Source organism: Nocardioides pocheonensis (genome assembly GCF_003725535.1).
Classification (GTDB): domain Bacteria; phylum Actinomycetota; class Actinomycetes; order Propionibacteriales; family Nocardioidaceae; genus Marmoricola; species Marmoricola pocheonensis.
Window position 1 is genome coordinate 1 of record NZ_RJSF01000030.1, and the last position, 13,595, is coordinate 13,595.

The 13,595-nt window shown below is 72.2% G+C and carries 16 protein-coding genes; 11 read left to right on the top strand and 5 right to left on the bottom strand.

Annotated elements, in window-relative coordinates; translation table 11 throughout:
* Nucleotides 1-500 precede the first annotated feature (500 nt).
* The gene (locus EFL26_RS08515; protein ID WP_123222477.1) at nucleotides 501-2,012 is read right to left on the bottom strand and encodes an MXAN_6640 family putative metalloprotease; all 1,512 of its coding nucleotides are present in this window, start codon (nucleotides 2,010-2,012) and stop codon (nucleotides 501-503) included.
* Between the two features lie 82 nt (nucleotides 2,013-2,094).
* Between EFL26_RS08515 and EFL26_RS08520 the strand changes: the two genes are divergently transcribed.
* The 4 genes from EFL26_RS08520 to EFL26_RS08535 are packed head-to-tail and all read left to right on the top strand — an operon-like array spanning nucleotide 2,095 to nucleotide 4,441.
* Nucleotides 2,095-3,354, top strand: coding sequence for a DUF445 domain-containing protein (locus EFL26_RS08520; protein WP_123222478.1), 1,260 nt, complete (start codon nucleotides 2,095-2,097; stop codon nucleotides 3,352-3,354).
* The gene (locus EFL26_RS08525) at nucleotides 3,354-3,590 is read left to right on the top strand and encodes an RNA-binding S4 domain-containing protein (RefSeq protein WP_123222479.1); all 237 of its coding nucleotides are present in this window, start codon (nucleotides 3,354-3,356) and stop codon (nucleotides 3,588-3,590) included. The genes EFL26_RS08520 and EFL26_RS08525 overlap by 1 nt, the downstream gene beginning before the upstream one ends.
* A 9-nt stretch (nucleotides 3,591-3,599) precedes the next feature.
* Nucleotides 3,600-4,031: a CBS domain-containing protein gene (locus EFL26_RS08530; protein ID WP_123222480.1), complete on the top strand. Its 432-nt coding sequence runs from the start codon at nucleotides 3,600-3,602 to the stop codon at nucleotides 4,029-4,031.
* Nucleotides 4,032-4,069: 38 nt separating this feature from the next.
* Nucleotides 4,070-4,441, top strand: coding sequence for an FKBP-type peptidyl-prolyl cis-trans isomerase (locus EFL26_RS08535; protein ID WP_123222481.1), 372 nt, complete (start codon nucleotides 4,070-4,072; stop codon nucleotides 4,439-4,441).
* Nucleotides 4,442-4,495: 54 nt separating this feature from the next.
* On the opposite strand, the gene hisN is transcribed toward EFL26_RS08535, so the two are convergent.
* Nucleotides 4,496-5,386 (bottom strand): histidinol-phosphatase, encoded by an 891-nt coding sequence (hisN, locus tag EFL26_RS08540; protein ID WP_123222482.1) that lies wholly within the window; start codon nucleotides 5,384-5,386, stop codon nucleotides 4,496-4,498.
* A 120-nt stretch (nucleotides 5,387-5,506) separates the two neighbouring features.
* On the opposite strand from hisN, the gene EFL26_RS08545 reads away from it, so the two are divergent.
* The gene (locus tag EFL26_RS08545) at nucleotides 5,507-5,980 is read left to right on the top strand and encodes a DUF2231 domain-containing protein (RefSeq protein WP_123222483.1); all 474 of its coding nucleotides are present in this window, start codon (nucleotides 5,507-5,509) and stop codon (nucleotides 5,978-5,980) included.
* Between the two features lies 1 nt (nucleotide 5,981).
* Here EFL26_RS08545 and rsgA read toward each other — a convergent pair whose 3' ends face one another.
* Genes rsgA through EFL26_RS08560 form a run of 3 tightly spaced genes read right to left on the bottom strand, consistent with a single transcriptional unit; the run spans nucleotide 5,982 to nucleotide 9,897 of the window.
* The gene (rsgA, locus tag EFL26_RS08550) at nucleotides 5,982-7,007 is read right to left on the bottom strand and encodes a ribosome small subunit-dependent GTPase A (protein ID WP_123222484.1); all 1,026 of its coding nucleotides are present in this window, start codon (nucleotides 7,005-7,007) and stop codon (nucleotides 5,982-5,984) included.
* Entirely contained in the window at nucleotides 7,004-8,293 is a 1,290-nt protein-coding gene (gene aroA, locus EFL26_RS08555) for a 3-phosphoshikimate 1-carboxyvinyltransferase (protein WP_123222485.1), read from the bottom strand. The genes rsgA and aroA overlap by 4 nt, the downstream gene beginning before the upstream one ends.
* Nucleotides 8,290-9,897 carry a sigma-70 family RNA polymerase sigma factor gene (locus EFL26_RS08560; protein WP_123222486.1) on the bottom strand — a complete coding sequence of 536 codons (1,608 nt, stop codon included), beginning with the start codon at nucleotides 9,895-9,897 and terminating at the stop codon, nucleotides 8,290-8,292. The genes aroA and EFL26_RS08560 overlap by 4 nt, the downstream gene beginning before the upstream one ends.
* Nucleotides 9,898-10,100: 203 nt before the next feature.
* Here EFL26_RS08560 and EFL26_RS08565 point away from each other — a divergent pair, with 203 nt between their 5' ends.
* The 6 genes from EFL26_RS08565 to EFL26_RS24975 all read left to right on the top strand — a co-directional run bounded on the left by EFL26_RS08565 (nucleotide 10,101) and on the right by EFL26_RS24975 (nucleotide 13,546).
* Entirely contained in the window at nucleotides 10,101-10,862 is a 762-nt protein-coding gene (locus tag EFL26_RS08565; RefSeq protein ID WP_123222487.1) for a hypothetical protein, read from the top strand.
* A 124-nt stretch (nucleotides 10,863-10,986) separates the two neighbouring features.
* Nucleotides 10,987-11,760 carry an SOS response-associated peptidase gene (locus tag EFL26_RS08570; RefSeq protein WP_123222488.1) on the top strand — a complete coding sequence of 258 codons (774 nt, stop codon included), beginning with the start codon at nucleotides 10,987-10,989 and terminating at the stop codon, nucleotides 11,758-11,760.
* On the top strand, nucleotides 11,760-12,404 hold the full coding sequence (locus EFL26_RS08575) for an alpha/beta hydrolase family protein (protein ID WP_123222489.1): 645 nt from the start codon (nucleotides 11,760-11,762) through the stop codon (nucleotides 12,402-12,404). The genes EFL26_RS08570 and EFL26_RS08575 overlap by 1 nt, the downstream gene beginning before the upstream one ends.
* Nucleotides 12,405-12,466: 62 nt before the next feature.
* Nucleotides 12,467-13,093 (top strand): sigma-70 family RNA polymerase sigma factor, encoded by a 627-nt coding sequence (locus EFL26_RS08580; RefSeq protein WP_123222557.1) that lies wholly within the window; start codon nucleotides 12,467-12,469, stop codon nucleotides 13,091-13,093.
* Nucleotides 13,090-13,389 carry a mycothiol system anti-sigma-R factor gene (gene rsrA / locus EFL26_RS08585; RefSeq protein WP_123222490.1) on the top strand — a complete coding sequence of 100 codons (300 nt, stop codon included), beginning with the start codon at nucleotides 13,090-13,092 and terminating at the stop codon, nucleotides 13,387-13,389. Before EFL26_RS08580 ends, rsrA begins: the two co-directional genes overlap by 4 nt.
* An 82-nt stretch (nucleotides 13,390-13,471) precedes the next feature.
* A complete protein-coding gene (locus EFL26_RS24975) occupies nucleotides 13,472-13,546 on the top strand; it encodes a 50S ribosomal protein bL37 (RefSeq protein WP_369759046.1) in 75 nt (24 codons plus the stop codon).
* Nucleotides 13,547-13,595: the final 49 nt, after the last annotated feature.

The following is a 13,595-nucleotide window of genomic DNA, read 5'->3' on the forward strand; positions in this document are numbered from 1 at the left end:
GGTGGCTGGGTCCGTGCCGGCGGGTGGTTTCGAGGCTCGCTTGCGCTCGCACCTCAACCACCAGACGACGCCGCAGAGCTGCGGCCGAGAGCGAGACCCAGACCGACGTCGTACCGCCTCGTCGCTGCCGGTGCCCCCGGCACCGACCGCAACCCGACGAGCGTGGTTTTGAGGCTCGCTGGCGCTCGCACCTCAACCACCAAGCAACCGCAGACCGGCGGCCGAGAGCGTGACCCGGCCCGACGCCGTACTCCGTCGTCGCTGCCCGTTCCCCTGGCACTGACCGCAACCCGACCGTGTGGTTTCGGCAGGCTCAACCACCTGTGGCTGGTTCTGTGCCCCGGGGTGGCCGAGGCTCGCTGGCGCTCGCACCTCAACCACCGGGAACCCCGCGCCCGACAGCGAGACCGAGCCCCACGCCGTACCGCCTCGTCGTCGCTGCGGGACCCCGGGCCCAGACCGGAACTCGACGACCCAGACGGCCCTCAAAACCGCCCCCGTCATCGCCGCCGCGGCAGCCGCAGCTTCGCCCGCACCGAGAACGCGAGGCCGTCGTCGGCGCTTAACCCGGCACAGGAGTACCGGTCGGCGGGGTCCGTGCCGCAGGTGGCCATGCGCGTGCTGGCGTTGGTGAGCGTGACCACGACGGAGGAGAGCCGGCGCGGGTCGAAGCGGAACCGGATGGTGCCGTGGCCGCGTCCGTCGAGAGGTACGTCGAGCACCTGGACCGCGCCGTCACGACGGCGCAGCTGGACGGTCGCGTGCGCCATGCGCGCCGGGGGAGGCCCGTCGACGAGGATCCGGAGACGGGTGCGCCTCGGGAGGCGGCCGGTCGGCACGACGAGCATGGCGGCGTTGGTCAGGTGGTCGAGCGTGACCGCGCGGGTCCCGGTGTCGCGCGCGTGCCGTCCGAGGCCGACGACCTGCCACCACGTCGGGCCGGGGTAGAGGCCGGCGTCGTCGTACGACCCCGCCGGCAGGGTGTTCCAGACCCCGAACCGGGCGAACGCCGCGGGGAACGACCAGCCGCGCTCCGCGAGCGCCGACGTCACCGCCTGGAGCGAGTACGCCGGGCCGTCGGCGTACTCCCACACCCGCCGCACGATCCCGGGGTCGCCGAAGGCACCGGACAGGAACTTCCAGAACAGCACGGCGCCGTAGCGGTAGTAGAGGTCCGACCCGTCGACCCCCTTGTAGTCCACCGGCGTCAGCGGGTGCGTGATCGCACTGAACGGCAGGTACTGGACGTAGTCGTTGACCTCGCCGTACACCTGCTCCTCGGCCCACACCGCCGTGCCCTCCATGAACCAGGTGTCCTCGGTGGTGTCGTAGGCGAACTGGATCGCGTGGAAGAACTCGTGCGCCGCCGTGACCTCCAGCGAGTTGATCGCGGGCGCGCCGTGGAACTCGGCCGGGTCGAAGTCGTCGTCGAGCAGGCACGAGGCGGTCGAGTGCGCGCTGTCCTGGGCAGGCGCGCACGCGCCGTACAGGCCGGGGCTCAGGTTCTGCAGGTAGACGTCGAACAGGCCGTCACCGTCGGCGACCGGCGGCCGGAAGTGCAGCGTGTCGACCTCGACGCTCCAGACGTGCTCCAGCGTCTCGGCGGTGGTCGTCGCCCAGGCCGGATCGGCACTGCCGTCGTGCACGCAGAAGTGCGTCGTGCGGATCACGCCACCGCTCAGCAGGCCACCGCACGTCGAGCTCGGCGGCGGGAACGTGCCGAGCAGCGCGGTCGCCGACGCCCGCTCGGCCGGGCTCAGCGCCGGCAACGCGAGGCGCAGGTCGCGCAGCTCCATCGTCAGGTCGGTACGCCGGCTCGCGACCCTCCGACCCGGGCTCCCCGGCACGAGGGCCGCCCGCACGTCGGCGAGCAGCGCCCGGGCCTGCGCCCGAGCGAGGCGGTGCCGCCCGTCGTGCCCGGACGACGGCTGCGCAGCCGTCAGCGAGGGGAGGGAGAGGACGAGTGCGATCGCTACCCCTGCGACCGCGCCTGCCCGCAGCGGGGAGCGCACCTGCCGAGCGTAGGCGCGGTACCGGGGCGCGGGAAGGCGTCTCACGGTTTCGCGAGGCCGGTCCGGTAGCGTCGCTGGGGCCATGTCCCTGTCGATGATCCTGCCCGAGGGTGCCGCCGACGCCGAGCGCCGGCGGCGGCTGCGCCGGATGCGGTCGCTGGCCGTCGCGCTGCTGGTGTTCGCCGCCGTCGTCTACCTCGTGACGCTCCACGGCGACGGATTCTGGGGCTACGTCAACGCGGGCGCCGAGGCCAGCATGGTCGGCGCGATCGCCGACTGGTTCGCAGTCACCGCGCTGTTCAAGCACCCGCTCGGCCTGCCGATCCCGCACACCGCGCTCATCCCGAAGCGCAAGGACGAGTTCGGACGCAGCCTCGAGGACTTCGTGCAGGAGAACTTCCTGCAGGAGGAGATCATCCGCGAGCGTCTCACGGTGGCCCAGATCTCCGCCCGCGCGGCGGAGTGGCTGCGCGACCCCGCCAACGCCGCCCGCGTGGTCGAGGAGGGCTCCTCGATCCTCACCCTCGCGCTGAACCGCCTCCGTGACAGCGACGTCGAGGCTCTGGTCTCGGAGGTGCTGCTGCCCCGGCTGCTGCTGGAGCCGATCTCGCCGATCGCCGGCAACCTGCTCGCCGAGATCCTCAAGGACAACGCGCACCACGGCCTGGTCGACCTCGCCCTCGAGGAGGGCCACCACTGGCTGGTGCACAACCAGGAGACGTTCACGCAGGTGATCGGGGAGCGCGCACCGTGGTGGGCGCCCGACCGCCTGAACGAGCTGGTCACCGAGCGGCTCCACCTGGAGGCCGTGCGCTGGCTCGCCGACATCCGGGCCGACCCCGACCACCGTGCCCGCAAGGCCCTCGACAGCCTGCTCGAGCAGCTCGCCCGCGATCTGCTGAGCATGCCGCGCACCCAGGAGCGTGCCGAGCGGCTGAAGACCCGGCTCCTGGAGCACCCGCAGTTCCTCGCCAGCGGCATGGCGGTCTTCGACGCGATGCGCCAGGCGCTCCGGGACGCCCTCGCCGACGACGACGGTCCTCTGCGCGCCCGCGCCACCGCCGAGGTGGTGAGGTTCGGCGAGCGGCTCGCCAGCGACGCAGCGCTTCGGGCGCGGCTGGACAGCTGGGGCGCGGACGCCGCCGTGTTCGTCGTACGCCGCTACGGCGGCGAGCTCACCGCCGTGATCACCCACACCGTGGAGCGCTGGGACGGCAAGGAGGCCGCGCAGCGGATCGAGCTGCACGTCGGCCGCGACCTGCAGTTCATCCGGATCAACGGCACCATCGTCGGTGGCCTGGTCGGCGTGGTCATCCACGCCGTGACGACGGCGGTGGGCTGATGGGGCAGACGCCCGAGCCACGGACCGTCGAGATCCGCGACGCCTCGATCCGCCTCGGCCAGCTCCTCAAGCTGGCCGACCTGGTCGACGACGGCAGCGAGGCCAAGGTGGTGCTCCTGCAAGGGCTCGTCGAGGTCAACGGCGCGGTCGAGACCCGCCGGGGCCGCCAGCTCGTGCCGGGAGACGTGGTGTCCCTCGCCGGGCAGACCGTTGGCATCACTTCCCGCGGACACTAGATTCGAACCATGAAGATCAGGGAAGTCATCGCGCACAAGGCCATCCAGGACATCGTCACGATCAGCCCCGATGCCACCGTCCGCGAGCTGCTCGCCCTGCTCGCCCAGCACAACATCGGCGCGGCCGTCGTGAGCACCGACGGCTCCGCGGTCGAGGGGATCGTCAGCGAGCGCGACATCGTGCGCCGGCTCGACGGCAACGACGCGGCGCTCGAGGAGACCGTCGCCCAGATCATGACCTCCGACGTCCAGACCTGCGAGGCCTCCAGCAGCCTCGACGAGGTCCGCAAGACCATGACCGAGGGCCGCTTCCGTCACCTCCCGGTCTGCGAGGGCGAACGCCTCGTCGGCGTGATCAGCATCGGCGACGTCGTCAAGGCCTACATCGACCAGGTCGAGTTCGAGCGCGATCAGCTCGACTCCTACGTCCACCAGACCTGATCGCGCCGCGATACGTCCCGCCGGTTAGGCTCGGCCGCATGACCGAGAAGCCTGAGATCGACTTCCCCGACGGCCCGCCGCCCACCGACCTCGAGGTCACCGACCTGACCGAGGGCTCCGGCGCCGAGGCGACCGCCGGCAGCACCGTCTCGGTGCACTACGTCGGCGTGGCCCACTCGACCGGCGAGGAGTTCGACGCGTCGTACAACCGCGGCACGCCGCTGGACTTCCGGCTCGGTGTCGGCCAGGTCATCGCCGGCTGGGACCAGGGCGTCGAGGGCATGAAGGTCGGCGGCCGGCGCAAGCTGGTCATCCCGCCGCACCTCGGGTACGGCGACCGCGGTGCCGGCGGCGTGATCAAGCCCGGCGAGACGCTGATCTTCGTCGTCGACCTGCTCGGCGTCCGCTAGGGCGGCGTCGACGCTCGGACAGGTCGCGCGTCCGCCAGGGCGGACGCGTCCGGCTCAGTCGCGGTCGTCGACCGGCTGCGCCTCCTCGAGCAGCCGCCGACGCTCGGACAGGTCGTGCACCTGCCCGCCACCACGCTGGGCCTGCCGCGACTCCTCGTCGACCGAACCGAGGAAGGCCAGCGCCTGGTCGTGGAGCTTGCCGTTGCTGGCGAGCACGTTGCCGCCCGTCGGCCCGGGTTCACCGTCCAGCGAGGTGAAGATGCCTCCGGCCTCGCGCACGATCACGTCGAGCGCGGCCATGTCGTAGAGCTCGAGCTCGGGCTCCACGGCGAGGTCGACCGCCCCCTCGGCGACGAGCATGTAGGACCAGAAGTCGCCGTACGCCCGGGTGCGCCAGCAGCGCCGTGCCAGGGCCAGGAAGTCCTCCAGCCGGCCGCGCTCCTCCCAGCCGCCCAGCGAGGAGTAGGACAGCGAGGCGTCCTCGATCCGGGAGACGTCCGAGACCTGGCACTGGGACGCCCGGAGCAGCGACTTCCCGGTCCACGCACCGCCGTCCCGCATCGCCCACCAGCGCCGGTTGAGCTGGGGCGCGGAGACCACGCCGACCACGACCTCGCCGTCGACCATGAGGCCGATCAGCGTGGCCCACACCGGCACCCCGCGCACGAAGTTCTTGGTGCCGTCGATCGGGTCGACGACCCAGCAGCGCTGGCCGTGGCCCGTGGTGCCCTGCTCCTCGCCGTACACCGCGTCGCGCGGGCGGGCGCGGGACAGCGTGCGCCGGATGCCCTCCTCGACCGCCTGGTCGGCGTCGGTCACCGGCGTGAGGTCCGGCTTGGTCATCACGTGCAGGTCGAGTGCCTTGAACCGCGCCATGCTCAGCGCGTCCGCGTCGTCGGCCAGCACGTGTGCGAGCCGGAGGTCGTCGGTGTGGTCAAGGGGCATGGGCACAGGGTATGCGCAGCGCGACCTCGAGCCGCTGACCGGCGTGCTGAACCTCGCCGCCGCCGGATCCGTAGGGCAGGCTGGTGACCCGTTCCGGACGACTCTCGAAAGGCTGCACCCATGGAGTTCCACGGCATCCCGCTGCACCCGCTCGTCGTCCATGCCGCCGTCGTGTTCACGCCCCTGGCCGCGCTCGCGGCTCTCGTGTTCGTCCTGGTCGCCCGGTGGCGCGAGCTGCTCCGCTGGCCCGCGGCCGTCCTGGTGGTGGTTGCCGCCGGCTCCTGCTGGGCGGCGCGGATCACCGGTCGGAACCTGTTCGCCAAGCTCACCGCACAGGGCCTGCACAACAAGTGGCTCAACATCCACCAGCAGCGCGCCAACGTGCTGGTCTGGCTGGTGCTCGGCCTGGCTGTGGTCGTGGTGCTGGCCGCCCTGACGATGCCCGCGGGTGACCGGCTGGCGAGGCTGCAGGTCAGCCCCGTCCTCGTGCTCGGCCTGCAGGTGGCCGTCGTCGCCGTCGCGGTCGCGTCGCTGGTCTACGTCTACCTGACCGGCGACGCCGGTGCCCGTTCGCTCTGGGCACCGACGAGCTGACTCAGTACTCCGACGACTCGCGGCTGGCGAGGAGCCGCCGGAACGACGCGACCCGGTCGGCCTGGTCGCCGGTGGCCTCGTCGAGCCCGCACTCCGGCTCACCGGACGCGTGCGTGCACCCGCGCGGGCACGCCGCGGTCAGGTCGTGGAGGTCCGGGAACGCCTCGATGAGGTGGTCGGGGTCCACGTGGGCGAGGCCGAACGACCGGATGCCCGGGGTGTCGACGATCCAGCCGTCCACTCCGCCGCCCCCGCCCTCACGGGGCAGCGGGAGCATCAGCACGTTCGTCGAGGTGTGCCGTCCGCGACCCGTGACGGCATTGACGACTCCGGTCGACCGTCCCGCGTCGGGCACGAGGGCGTTGACCAGCGTCGACTTCCCGACCCCGCTGTGACCCACCAGCACGCTGGTGCGGCCGACCAGCCGCTCGCGCACGTTGGCCGGGTCGGCGCCGCGTTGCGTCACGACGTGCTCGACGCCGAGCGGCCGGTAGATCCCGATCAGCGTCGCGGGGTCGGCGAGGTCGGCCTTGGTCAGGCACAGCAACGGCTCCATGCCCGCGTCGTACGCCGCCACGAGGGCCCGGTCGATCAGCCGCGGTCGAGGCTCGGGGTCGGCCAGCGCGGCGACGATGACGAGCTGGTCGGCGTTCGCGACGATGACGCGCTCGACGGGGTCGGTGTCGTCGGCGGTGCGGCGCAGCACCGTGCGCCGTTCGTCGACGAGGACGATGCGGGCCAGCGAGCCCTCGGCGCCCGAGGTGTCCCCGACGATCCGGACCCGGTCGCCGACCACGACCGCCTTGCGGCCCAGCGGGCGTGCCTTCATCGCGGTGATCACGGTGCCCTTGTCCGGGCCGTCGTCGAGCAGGCAGGTGAACCGTCCCCGGTCGACCGTGACCACGATGGCCGGCACCGCGTCGTCGTACGCGGGCCGCTCCTTGGTGCGCGGGCGGGTGTGCCGCCGGGGCCGCTCGTAGGACTCCGGGTCGTGGGAGTCGTAGCGCCCGACGGACCGCGGGGTCATCGCGTGAACAGCCCCGACCAGACCCCGGCGAACCCGGGGAACGTCTTGGCCGTGGTGTCGACGTTCTCCACGAGCACCCCCTCCACCGCGGAGCCGATCACCACCGCGGCCTGGGCCATCCGGTGGTCGGCGTAGGTGTGGAAGGTGCCGCCGTGGAGCGTCGCCGGGCGCAGCGACAGCCCGTCGTCGAGCTCGGTGACGTCGCCGCCGAGCGCCGTCAGCTCCGCGGCGAGCGCCGCCAGCCGGTCGGTCTCGTGGCCGCGGATGTGCGCGATCCCGCGGAGCCGCGAGGGTGAGTCGGCCAGCGCGGCCAGCGCGGCGACCGCGGGCGCGAGCTCGCCGACGTCGTGGAGGTCGACGTCGATGCCGTGGACGGCACCGGTGCCGCGGACGGTCAGGCCGGCGTCGTCGAGCGTCACCTCGGCCCCCATCCGGGCCAGGATGTCGCGCAGGGCGTCGCCGGCCTGCGTGGTCGCGGTCGGCCAGTCCGCGACGGTCACGCTGCCGCCGCTGGTCATCGCGAGCATGAGGAACGGCGCCGCGTTGGAGAGGTCCGGCTCGATCGCGAGGTCACGCGCCGCGATCGGGCCCGGCGAGACCACCCAGCGGTTCGGGTGGCTGTCGTCGACGTCGACGCCCCGCGCCCGCAGGCACTCGACGGTCATCTCGACGTGCGGCACCGAGGGAAGCTCGCCGCCGTCATGACGCAGGTCCAGACCCTCCTCGAACCGGGGTGCGGTGAGGAGGAGCGCCGAGACGAACTGGCTCGAGCTCGAGGCGTCGACGGCCACGCGCCCGCCGCGCACGCGGCCGCTGCCCACCACCGTGAACGGCAGCCGGTCGGTCTCGCTGCGGACGGTGACCCAGAGCGAGCGCAGGGCTCCGAGCACCTCGGCCATCGGCCGGTTGCGGGCGTGCGGGTCGCCGTCGAAGGCCGTTTCACCACCCCGGAGCGCCGCGACCGGCGGCACGAAGCGCATCACGGTGCCGGCCAGGCCGCAGTCGACCGCCACCTCGCGGTCGTCGTCGGCCGAGATCCCCGGCGTCACGGCCCAGTCGTCTCCCGAGGTGTCGACCGTCGAGCCGAGCGCAGTGAGGGCGGCCGCCATCAGGTCGGTGTCGCGCGAGCGCAGCGCACGGCGTACGACGCCCGGTCCGTCGGCCAGCGCGGAGAGCACCAGCTCACGGTTGGTGAGCGACTTCGAGCCGGGCAGCGACACGCGTGCCTCGATCGGGGCGCGCGCCAGCGGGGCCGGCCAGGGGTCGGTCACGGGAGCACGCGTCACCGGTGAAGGCTACCGAGCCTGAGCAGCCCGAGGAGGACGGTGTCGCTGTTGTTGGACATCGTCGGGTCGGTCCAGCCTCCGGGCACCGAGACGGTCGCCGTGGCGCTCACCGGGACGCCCATCACGTTGAACTCCAGCGGCGGGGCGCCCGGGCCGATGTCGCAGGTCGCCGACGACCCGGTGGCCCGGCAGGCGCCTGCGCGGGACACGAGGCGACCGCCGACGACGCGAACGGTGACGGTCGCCTTCTGGCCGGCAGGGACGCCGCCGATGCTCGCGTTGAGGTAGCCGAGCAGACCGTCCTGGGCCTTGGTGAGGGGGCCGACGCGGACCGAGAACGTCAGCCGCATGCTGAGGTCGGCGGTGCGCACCTGCGGGGCCGGCACCGACGAGACGGTCGGGTGCGGCGGCAGGACCACCGGGCGCGTGGTCGGCTTGCTGGTCGGCTTGCTGGCCGGGTGGCTCGTGGTGGCGGTGTGCTGGGCGGTCGAAGGCGTGGGGGTCGACAGCGGCGTCGAGACGACCTGCGGTGCCGACGTCGTCCTCGGAGCCGCCGGCCGGACACGCTGGGTCCGGTGGTGCGGCGTCGGCTGCGGGCTCGACGGCTGCGAGAGCGCTCCAGTCACGGCCGGGCGCGGCGGTGAGGCCGTGGGGGTGCCGGTGCCGGCGTTGGCGAGCACGACCGCGACGGTCGCGACCCCGGCGACGCCTGCGGCAGCACCGACGGCCGCAACCGCCTGGCCGTTGGCGAGCACGACGTCCTTGGCGCGGTCGAGCAGGGCCAGCACGCCGCCGGCGGCGGCGCTCGCGCCGCCCGTCGACGCCAGGTAGCCGGTCGCGGCGCCGCCGAGCACGAGCGGGCCGAGAAGGGCGGCCAGCGAGGAGTTGACCTCGTCCAGCTCGAGGTACATCGCGGTGCACTTGCGGCAGCCGTCCAGGTGGTTCTCCACCTTCTGCACGTCGCGCCGCGAGAGCCCCTTGCGCACGTAGGCGCCGAGCTTGGCGTGCGTCCACTGGCAGTCGGGGTCGACCAGGTCCGCGGTGTGCATCTGGAGGTAGGCCTGCCGCAGCCCCTCGCGGGCCCGGTAGGCGAGCGCGGACACGGAGTTGGCGCTCATCCCCAGCAGCGGCGCGATGTCGGCGGGCTTCTGGCCCTCGACCTCGAGGTGCCACAGGACCAGCTGCCAGCGCTCGGGCAGGCTGGCGAACGCCTTGGCCGCGGCGCCGCCCTCGAACCCGGCGATGACCGTGTCGGCGAACGGCTCGGGGTTCTCGTACGGCGTCAGGTCGTCGGTCGGGGTCGCCCGCGAGGTGGCCCGGATCTTGTCGACGTGCAGCCGACGTACCGCGGTCAGCAGGTAGGCGCGGAACGCGACGTCGGGGCCGCCGCCCGCAAGGAGCACGTTGAGGACCTTGGCGAAGGCCTCGGAGACCAGGTCGTCGGCGTCCGGGCCGGGGACCAGCTGACGGGCCAGCCGGGTGGCGGCGTCGCGGTGCCGGGCGAAGAGGTCGCCGTACGCGGACACGTCACCGCCGCGAACGCTCGAGATCAGCTCGGCGTCGCTCAGCTCCCGGCGGGAGGTCATCTGGTCGATAACGGTCATTTGTCTCGATAACGGATTTGCGGACGATTGGTAACGCCATCTTCACACCAAATCGCCTCCGGGTGATCCGGAGTCGCTCAGAAAAAAATTCTGGGACCGGCCTGAAATTCCGCGTCATGAACGCCGCGGACCCCCGTTTCCTGTGCGAGTTCGGACGGGAGGGGCCGGACCGAGCTGGACGTGAAACCGGGAAAGGAGTGGTGATGGGTCTCTTCACGACGCCGTTGCGTCCGCGCAAGAGCACGCTCACCACCCGCGACGATGGCCAGGAGATGCGCGAACGCCTGCGGTTCCCCGCACGCTTCGAGGCAGTTGGGGAGGCTCTGGTCGCGGGTTCCCGGGTGCACGCCGCCTGTGCAGTGGTGGGCCGGGAGCTGGCCCGAGACGGGGTCGACCTCAGTGAGGCGCTCGACAGCCTCCGGTCCACCTTTGCGCAGGCGCTCGGCAGCGAGCCGGACTTCGCCTCGACGGAGGCGATGAGCGTGGCGTGGAGCGACGAGACCCTGGGCTACCTGCACCAGGTCTCGTGCGAGAACCCGCTCACGGGGCTGGCCACGCTCGCGCACCTGCGCGCGCGCCTGGCCGAGCTGCAGCGCGGCGCGGAGCAGAGCGGGACGCCGGCAGCGGAGGGGCACGCGCTCGTCGTGCTCGACCTGCCGGCACTCGAGTGGGAGCGCGACCCGGCGCAGGGGGAGCGGCAGATCAGCCGCGCGCTGGTGATGGCCCGCATCGCCGATCGTGCGCGCCTGGTGTTCCCGGGGGAGGAGAGCATCGGCGAGGCGACGCCCAGCCGACTGCTCGTGCTGGCACCGCGCACCGACGACCTCGGCCTTCGGGTCGTGGTCCTGCGAGACCTGATCGCGGACACCGCATCGCCGGGAGGGGCGGTACGGGTCTGGATCGAGGGCCTGCCGTCGTCGCACGCCGCCACGGCGGCGCTGCTCGACGAGCTGGCCCGCACCTAGGGAGCGCCCCGCAGGGGGAGCACAGCCCTGAAGAACGGGGTCGGACCGCATGGCTTGGGGGCACGCGGTCCGGCCCCGTTCCGGTGCTCGGTACCGGACCGGTCGGTTCCCGTACGCTGACCGCGTGTGCGGTCGCTATGCCTCCAGCCGGGATCCCGAGGACATCGTCGAGGAGTTCGAGATCCACACCGCGCTCCCGGAGCGCCTCGAGGCCGACTACAACGTCGCCCCGACGAAAGAGGTGTACGCCGTCGTCGAGCGGCCGCCCCGGCGCGCGTCGGACGACGAGCCGGAGGAGCCTGCGGAGCGGCAGCTGCGGGTGGTCACCTGGGGCCTGGTGCCGTCGTGGGCCAAGGACCCCAAGATCGGCAGCCGGATGATCAACGCCCGGATGGAGACGGTCGCGGAGAAGCCGGCCTTCCGGCGGGCGTTCGAGCGGCGCCGGGCGATCCTGCCGGCCGACGGTTACTACGAGTGGTACGAGCCCGAGGGTGACTCCCCGCTGGGCCGGACCAAGGCGGGGAAGCCGCGCAAGCAGCCGTTCTTCATCCGGCCCAAGGACGGCTCGATCCTGGCGATGGCCGGGCTCTACGAGCTCTGGCGCGACCCCTCCAAGGCCGACGACGACCCGAGCCGCTGGCTCTGGACCTGCACGGTGATCACCACCGACGCCGAGGACGACCTCGGCCGGATCCACGACCGGATGCCGTTGATGCTGACCCCCGACAAGTACGACGCGTGGCTCGATCCGGACAACCACGACCGCGACTCCCTGCTCGGCCTGCTCCAGCCCGCGAAGCCCGGACTCCTCGAGGCCTACCCGGTCTCGACCCTGGTCTCCAACGTGGCCAACAACGGCCCGGAGCTGGTCGAGCCGATTGCGCTGGAGGAGAGCTGATGCCCCCGGAGCGACTCGTCCCGACGCCGCAGGGCGACGCCCGCCTGGTCGTCCGCCGCGCGAAGCGCCCCGTGGCGACGCTGGTCCTCACCCACGGAGCAGGCGGCGGCATCGACGCCCCGGACCTCGTCCGGCTCGCCCGGACGCTTCCCCAGCAGGAGATCTCGGTGACCCTGGTGGAGATGCCCTGGCGGCTGCAGGGCAAGCGCGTGGCGCCGCGCCCGGAGCTGATCGACCAGAGCTTCCTGGCCGTGATGAACGCGATGCGCATGCGCACCCCGCTGATCGTCGGCGGCCGCAGTGCCGGCGCGCGGTCGGCCTGCCGGATCGCGCGGTCGGTCGGCGCGAAGGGCGTGCTCGCGCTGTCCTTCCCCCTGCACCCGCCGGGCCGGCCCGAGAGCTCTCGGCTCACCGAGCTGCTCGGTGCCCGGATGCCGACGCTGGTCGTGCAGGGGGAGAACGACCCGTTCGGCACGCCGGCGGAGTTCCCGAGCCACCTCGACCTGGCCGTCGTACCGGCTGCGGACCACTCCCTGCGGGTCCCGAAGTCGGCCCCGATCAGCCAGGAGGACGCCCTCGCGGTCGTGCTCGAGGCCACCCTGGAGTGGATCGTGCGCGAGATCGTGGGGAATCCTCCCGGCTGAGCGGTTGTTCTCACACCGTGACCGCCACTGCCCTGCTCGAGCGCTCGGTAGGCTGGGAGACGATGACTGACTCCCAGATCCCCGAGATCGACCCCGCGACCGAGAGCGAGTCCGACCGCCAGCTCCGGTTCGAGCGGGACGCCCTGCCCTTCCTCGACCAGCTCTACTCCGCGGCGATGCGCATGACCCGCAACCCGCAGGACGCCGAAGACCTGGTCCAGGAGACGTTCGCGAAGGCGTTCGCGGCGTTCCACCAGTTCAAGCCGGGCACCAACCTCAAGGCGTGGCTGTACCGCATCCTCACCAACACCTTCATCAACAGCTACCGCAAGAAGCAGCGCGAGCCCCAGCAGTCGATGGCCGAGGACGTCGAGGACTGGCAGCTCCACCGCGCGGAGTCGCACTCCTCCAGCGGGCTGAAGTCCGCGGAGATGGAGGCGCTCGAGCACCTGCCGGACTCCGACGTGAAGGACGCCCTGCAGCGCCTTCCGGAGGACTTCCGGCTCGCGGTCTACCTCGCCGACGTCGAGGGATTCCCGTACAAGGAGATCGCCGAGATCATGGACACTCCGATCGGCACCGTGATGTCCCGGCTGCACCGCGGCCGCCGCCAGCTGCGCGAGATGCTCTCGCACTACGTGCGGGAGAACGACCTGCTTCCCTCGGACACCGTCGGGAGCGCGTCATGACCGAGGGCCACAAGGACTGCTCGGAGGTCATCCACCAGATCTTCGTGTTCATCGACAACGAGCTCGACCAGGCCAGCTGCGGGGAGATCCAGCAGCACCTCGACGAGTGCGGGCCGTGCCTGGCCAAGTACAACCTCGAGCGCACCGTGAAGGCGCTGGTCGCCAGGTCCTGCACCGAGCACGCGCCGGACGACCTGCGGCAGAAGGTGCTCATGCGGATCCGCGAGGTCCACGTGACCCTGACGGAGACCGAGACCACGCTCGGCCCGGGCACGATTCGACCCCTGGGGTCCTGACCTGAGAGACTGCTGGCTGCTCCGCGCGAATCCGGCGGGGTGAGTCTCGGACTCAGCACGACCACCGACGTTGGAGGACCACATGGGCAAGACCGGCCGCAAGCGCCGCGCGCGCAAGAAGAAGGGCGCGAACCACGGGAAGCGTCCCAACGCCTGACGGCGTTGCACCGCTCCCGTGGTCCGCGCCAGGCGCACTGTCCTGATTC

Coding starts and splice junctions, on each gene's coding strand:
- EFL26_RS08520 (WP_123222478.1), top strand. CDS start 2,095: ATGTCCCTGTCGATGATCCTGCCCGAGGGTGCCGCCGACGCCGAGCGC.
- EFL26_RS08525 (WP_123222479.1), top strand. CDS start 3,354: ATGGGGCAGACGCCCGAGCCACGGACCGTCGAGATCCGCGACGCCTCG.
- EFL26_RS08530 (WP_123222480.1), top strand. CDS start 3,600: ATGAAGATCAGGGAAGTCATCGCGCACAAGGCCATCCAGGACATCGTC.
- EFL26_RS08535 (WP_123222481.1), top strand. CDS start 4,070: ATGACCGAGAAGCCTGAGATCGACTTCCCCGACGGCCCGCCGCCCACC.
- hisN (WP_123222482.1), bottom strand. CDS start 5,386: ATGCCCCTTGACCACACCGACGACCTCCGGCTCGCACACGTGCTGGCC.
- EFL26_RS08545 (WP_123222483.1), top strand. CDS start 5,507: ATGGAGTTCCACGGCATCCCGCTGCACCCGCTCGTCGTCCATGCCGCC.
- rsgA (WP_123222484.1), bottom strand. CDS start 7,007: ATGACCCCGCGGTCCGTCGGGCGCTACGACTCCCACGACCCGGAGTCC.
- EFL26_RS08560 (WP_123222486.1), bottom strand. CDS start 9,897: ATGACCGTTATCGACCAGATGACCTCCCGCCGGGAGCTGAGCGACGCC.
- EFL26_RS08565 (WP_123222487.1), top strand. CDS start 10,101: ATGGGTCTCTTCACGACGCCGTTGCGTCCGCGCAAGAGCACGCTCACC.
- EFL26_RS08575 (WP_123222489.1), top strand. CDS start 11,760: ATGCCCCCGGAGCGACTCGTCCCGACGCCGCAGGGCGACGCCCGCCTG.
- EFL26_RS08580 (WP_123222557.1), top strand. CDS start 12,467: ATGACTGACTCCCAGATCCCCGAGATCGACCCCGCGACCGAGAGCGAG.
- rsrA (WP_123222490.1), top strand. CDS start 13,090: ATGACCGAGGGCCACAAGGACTGCTCGGAGGTCATCCACCAGATCTTC.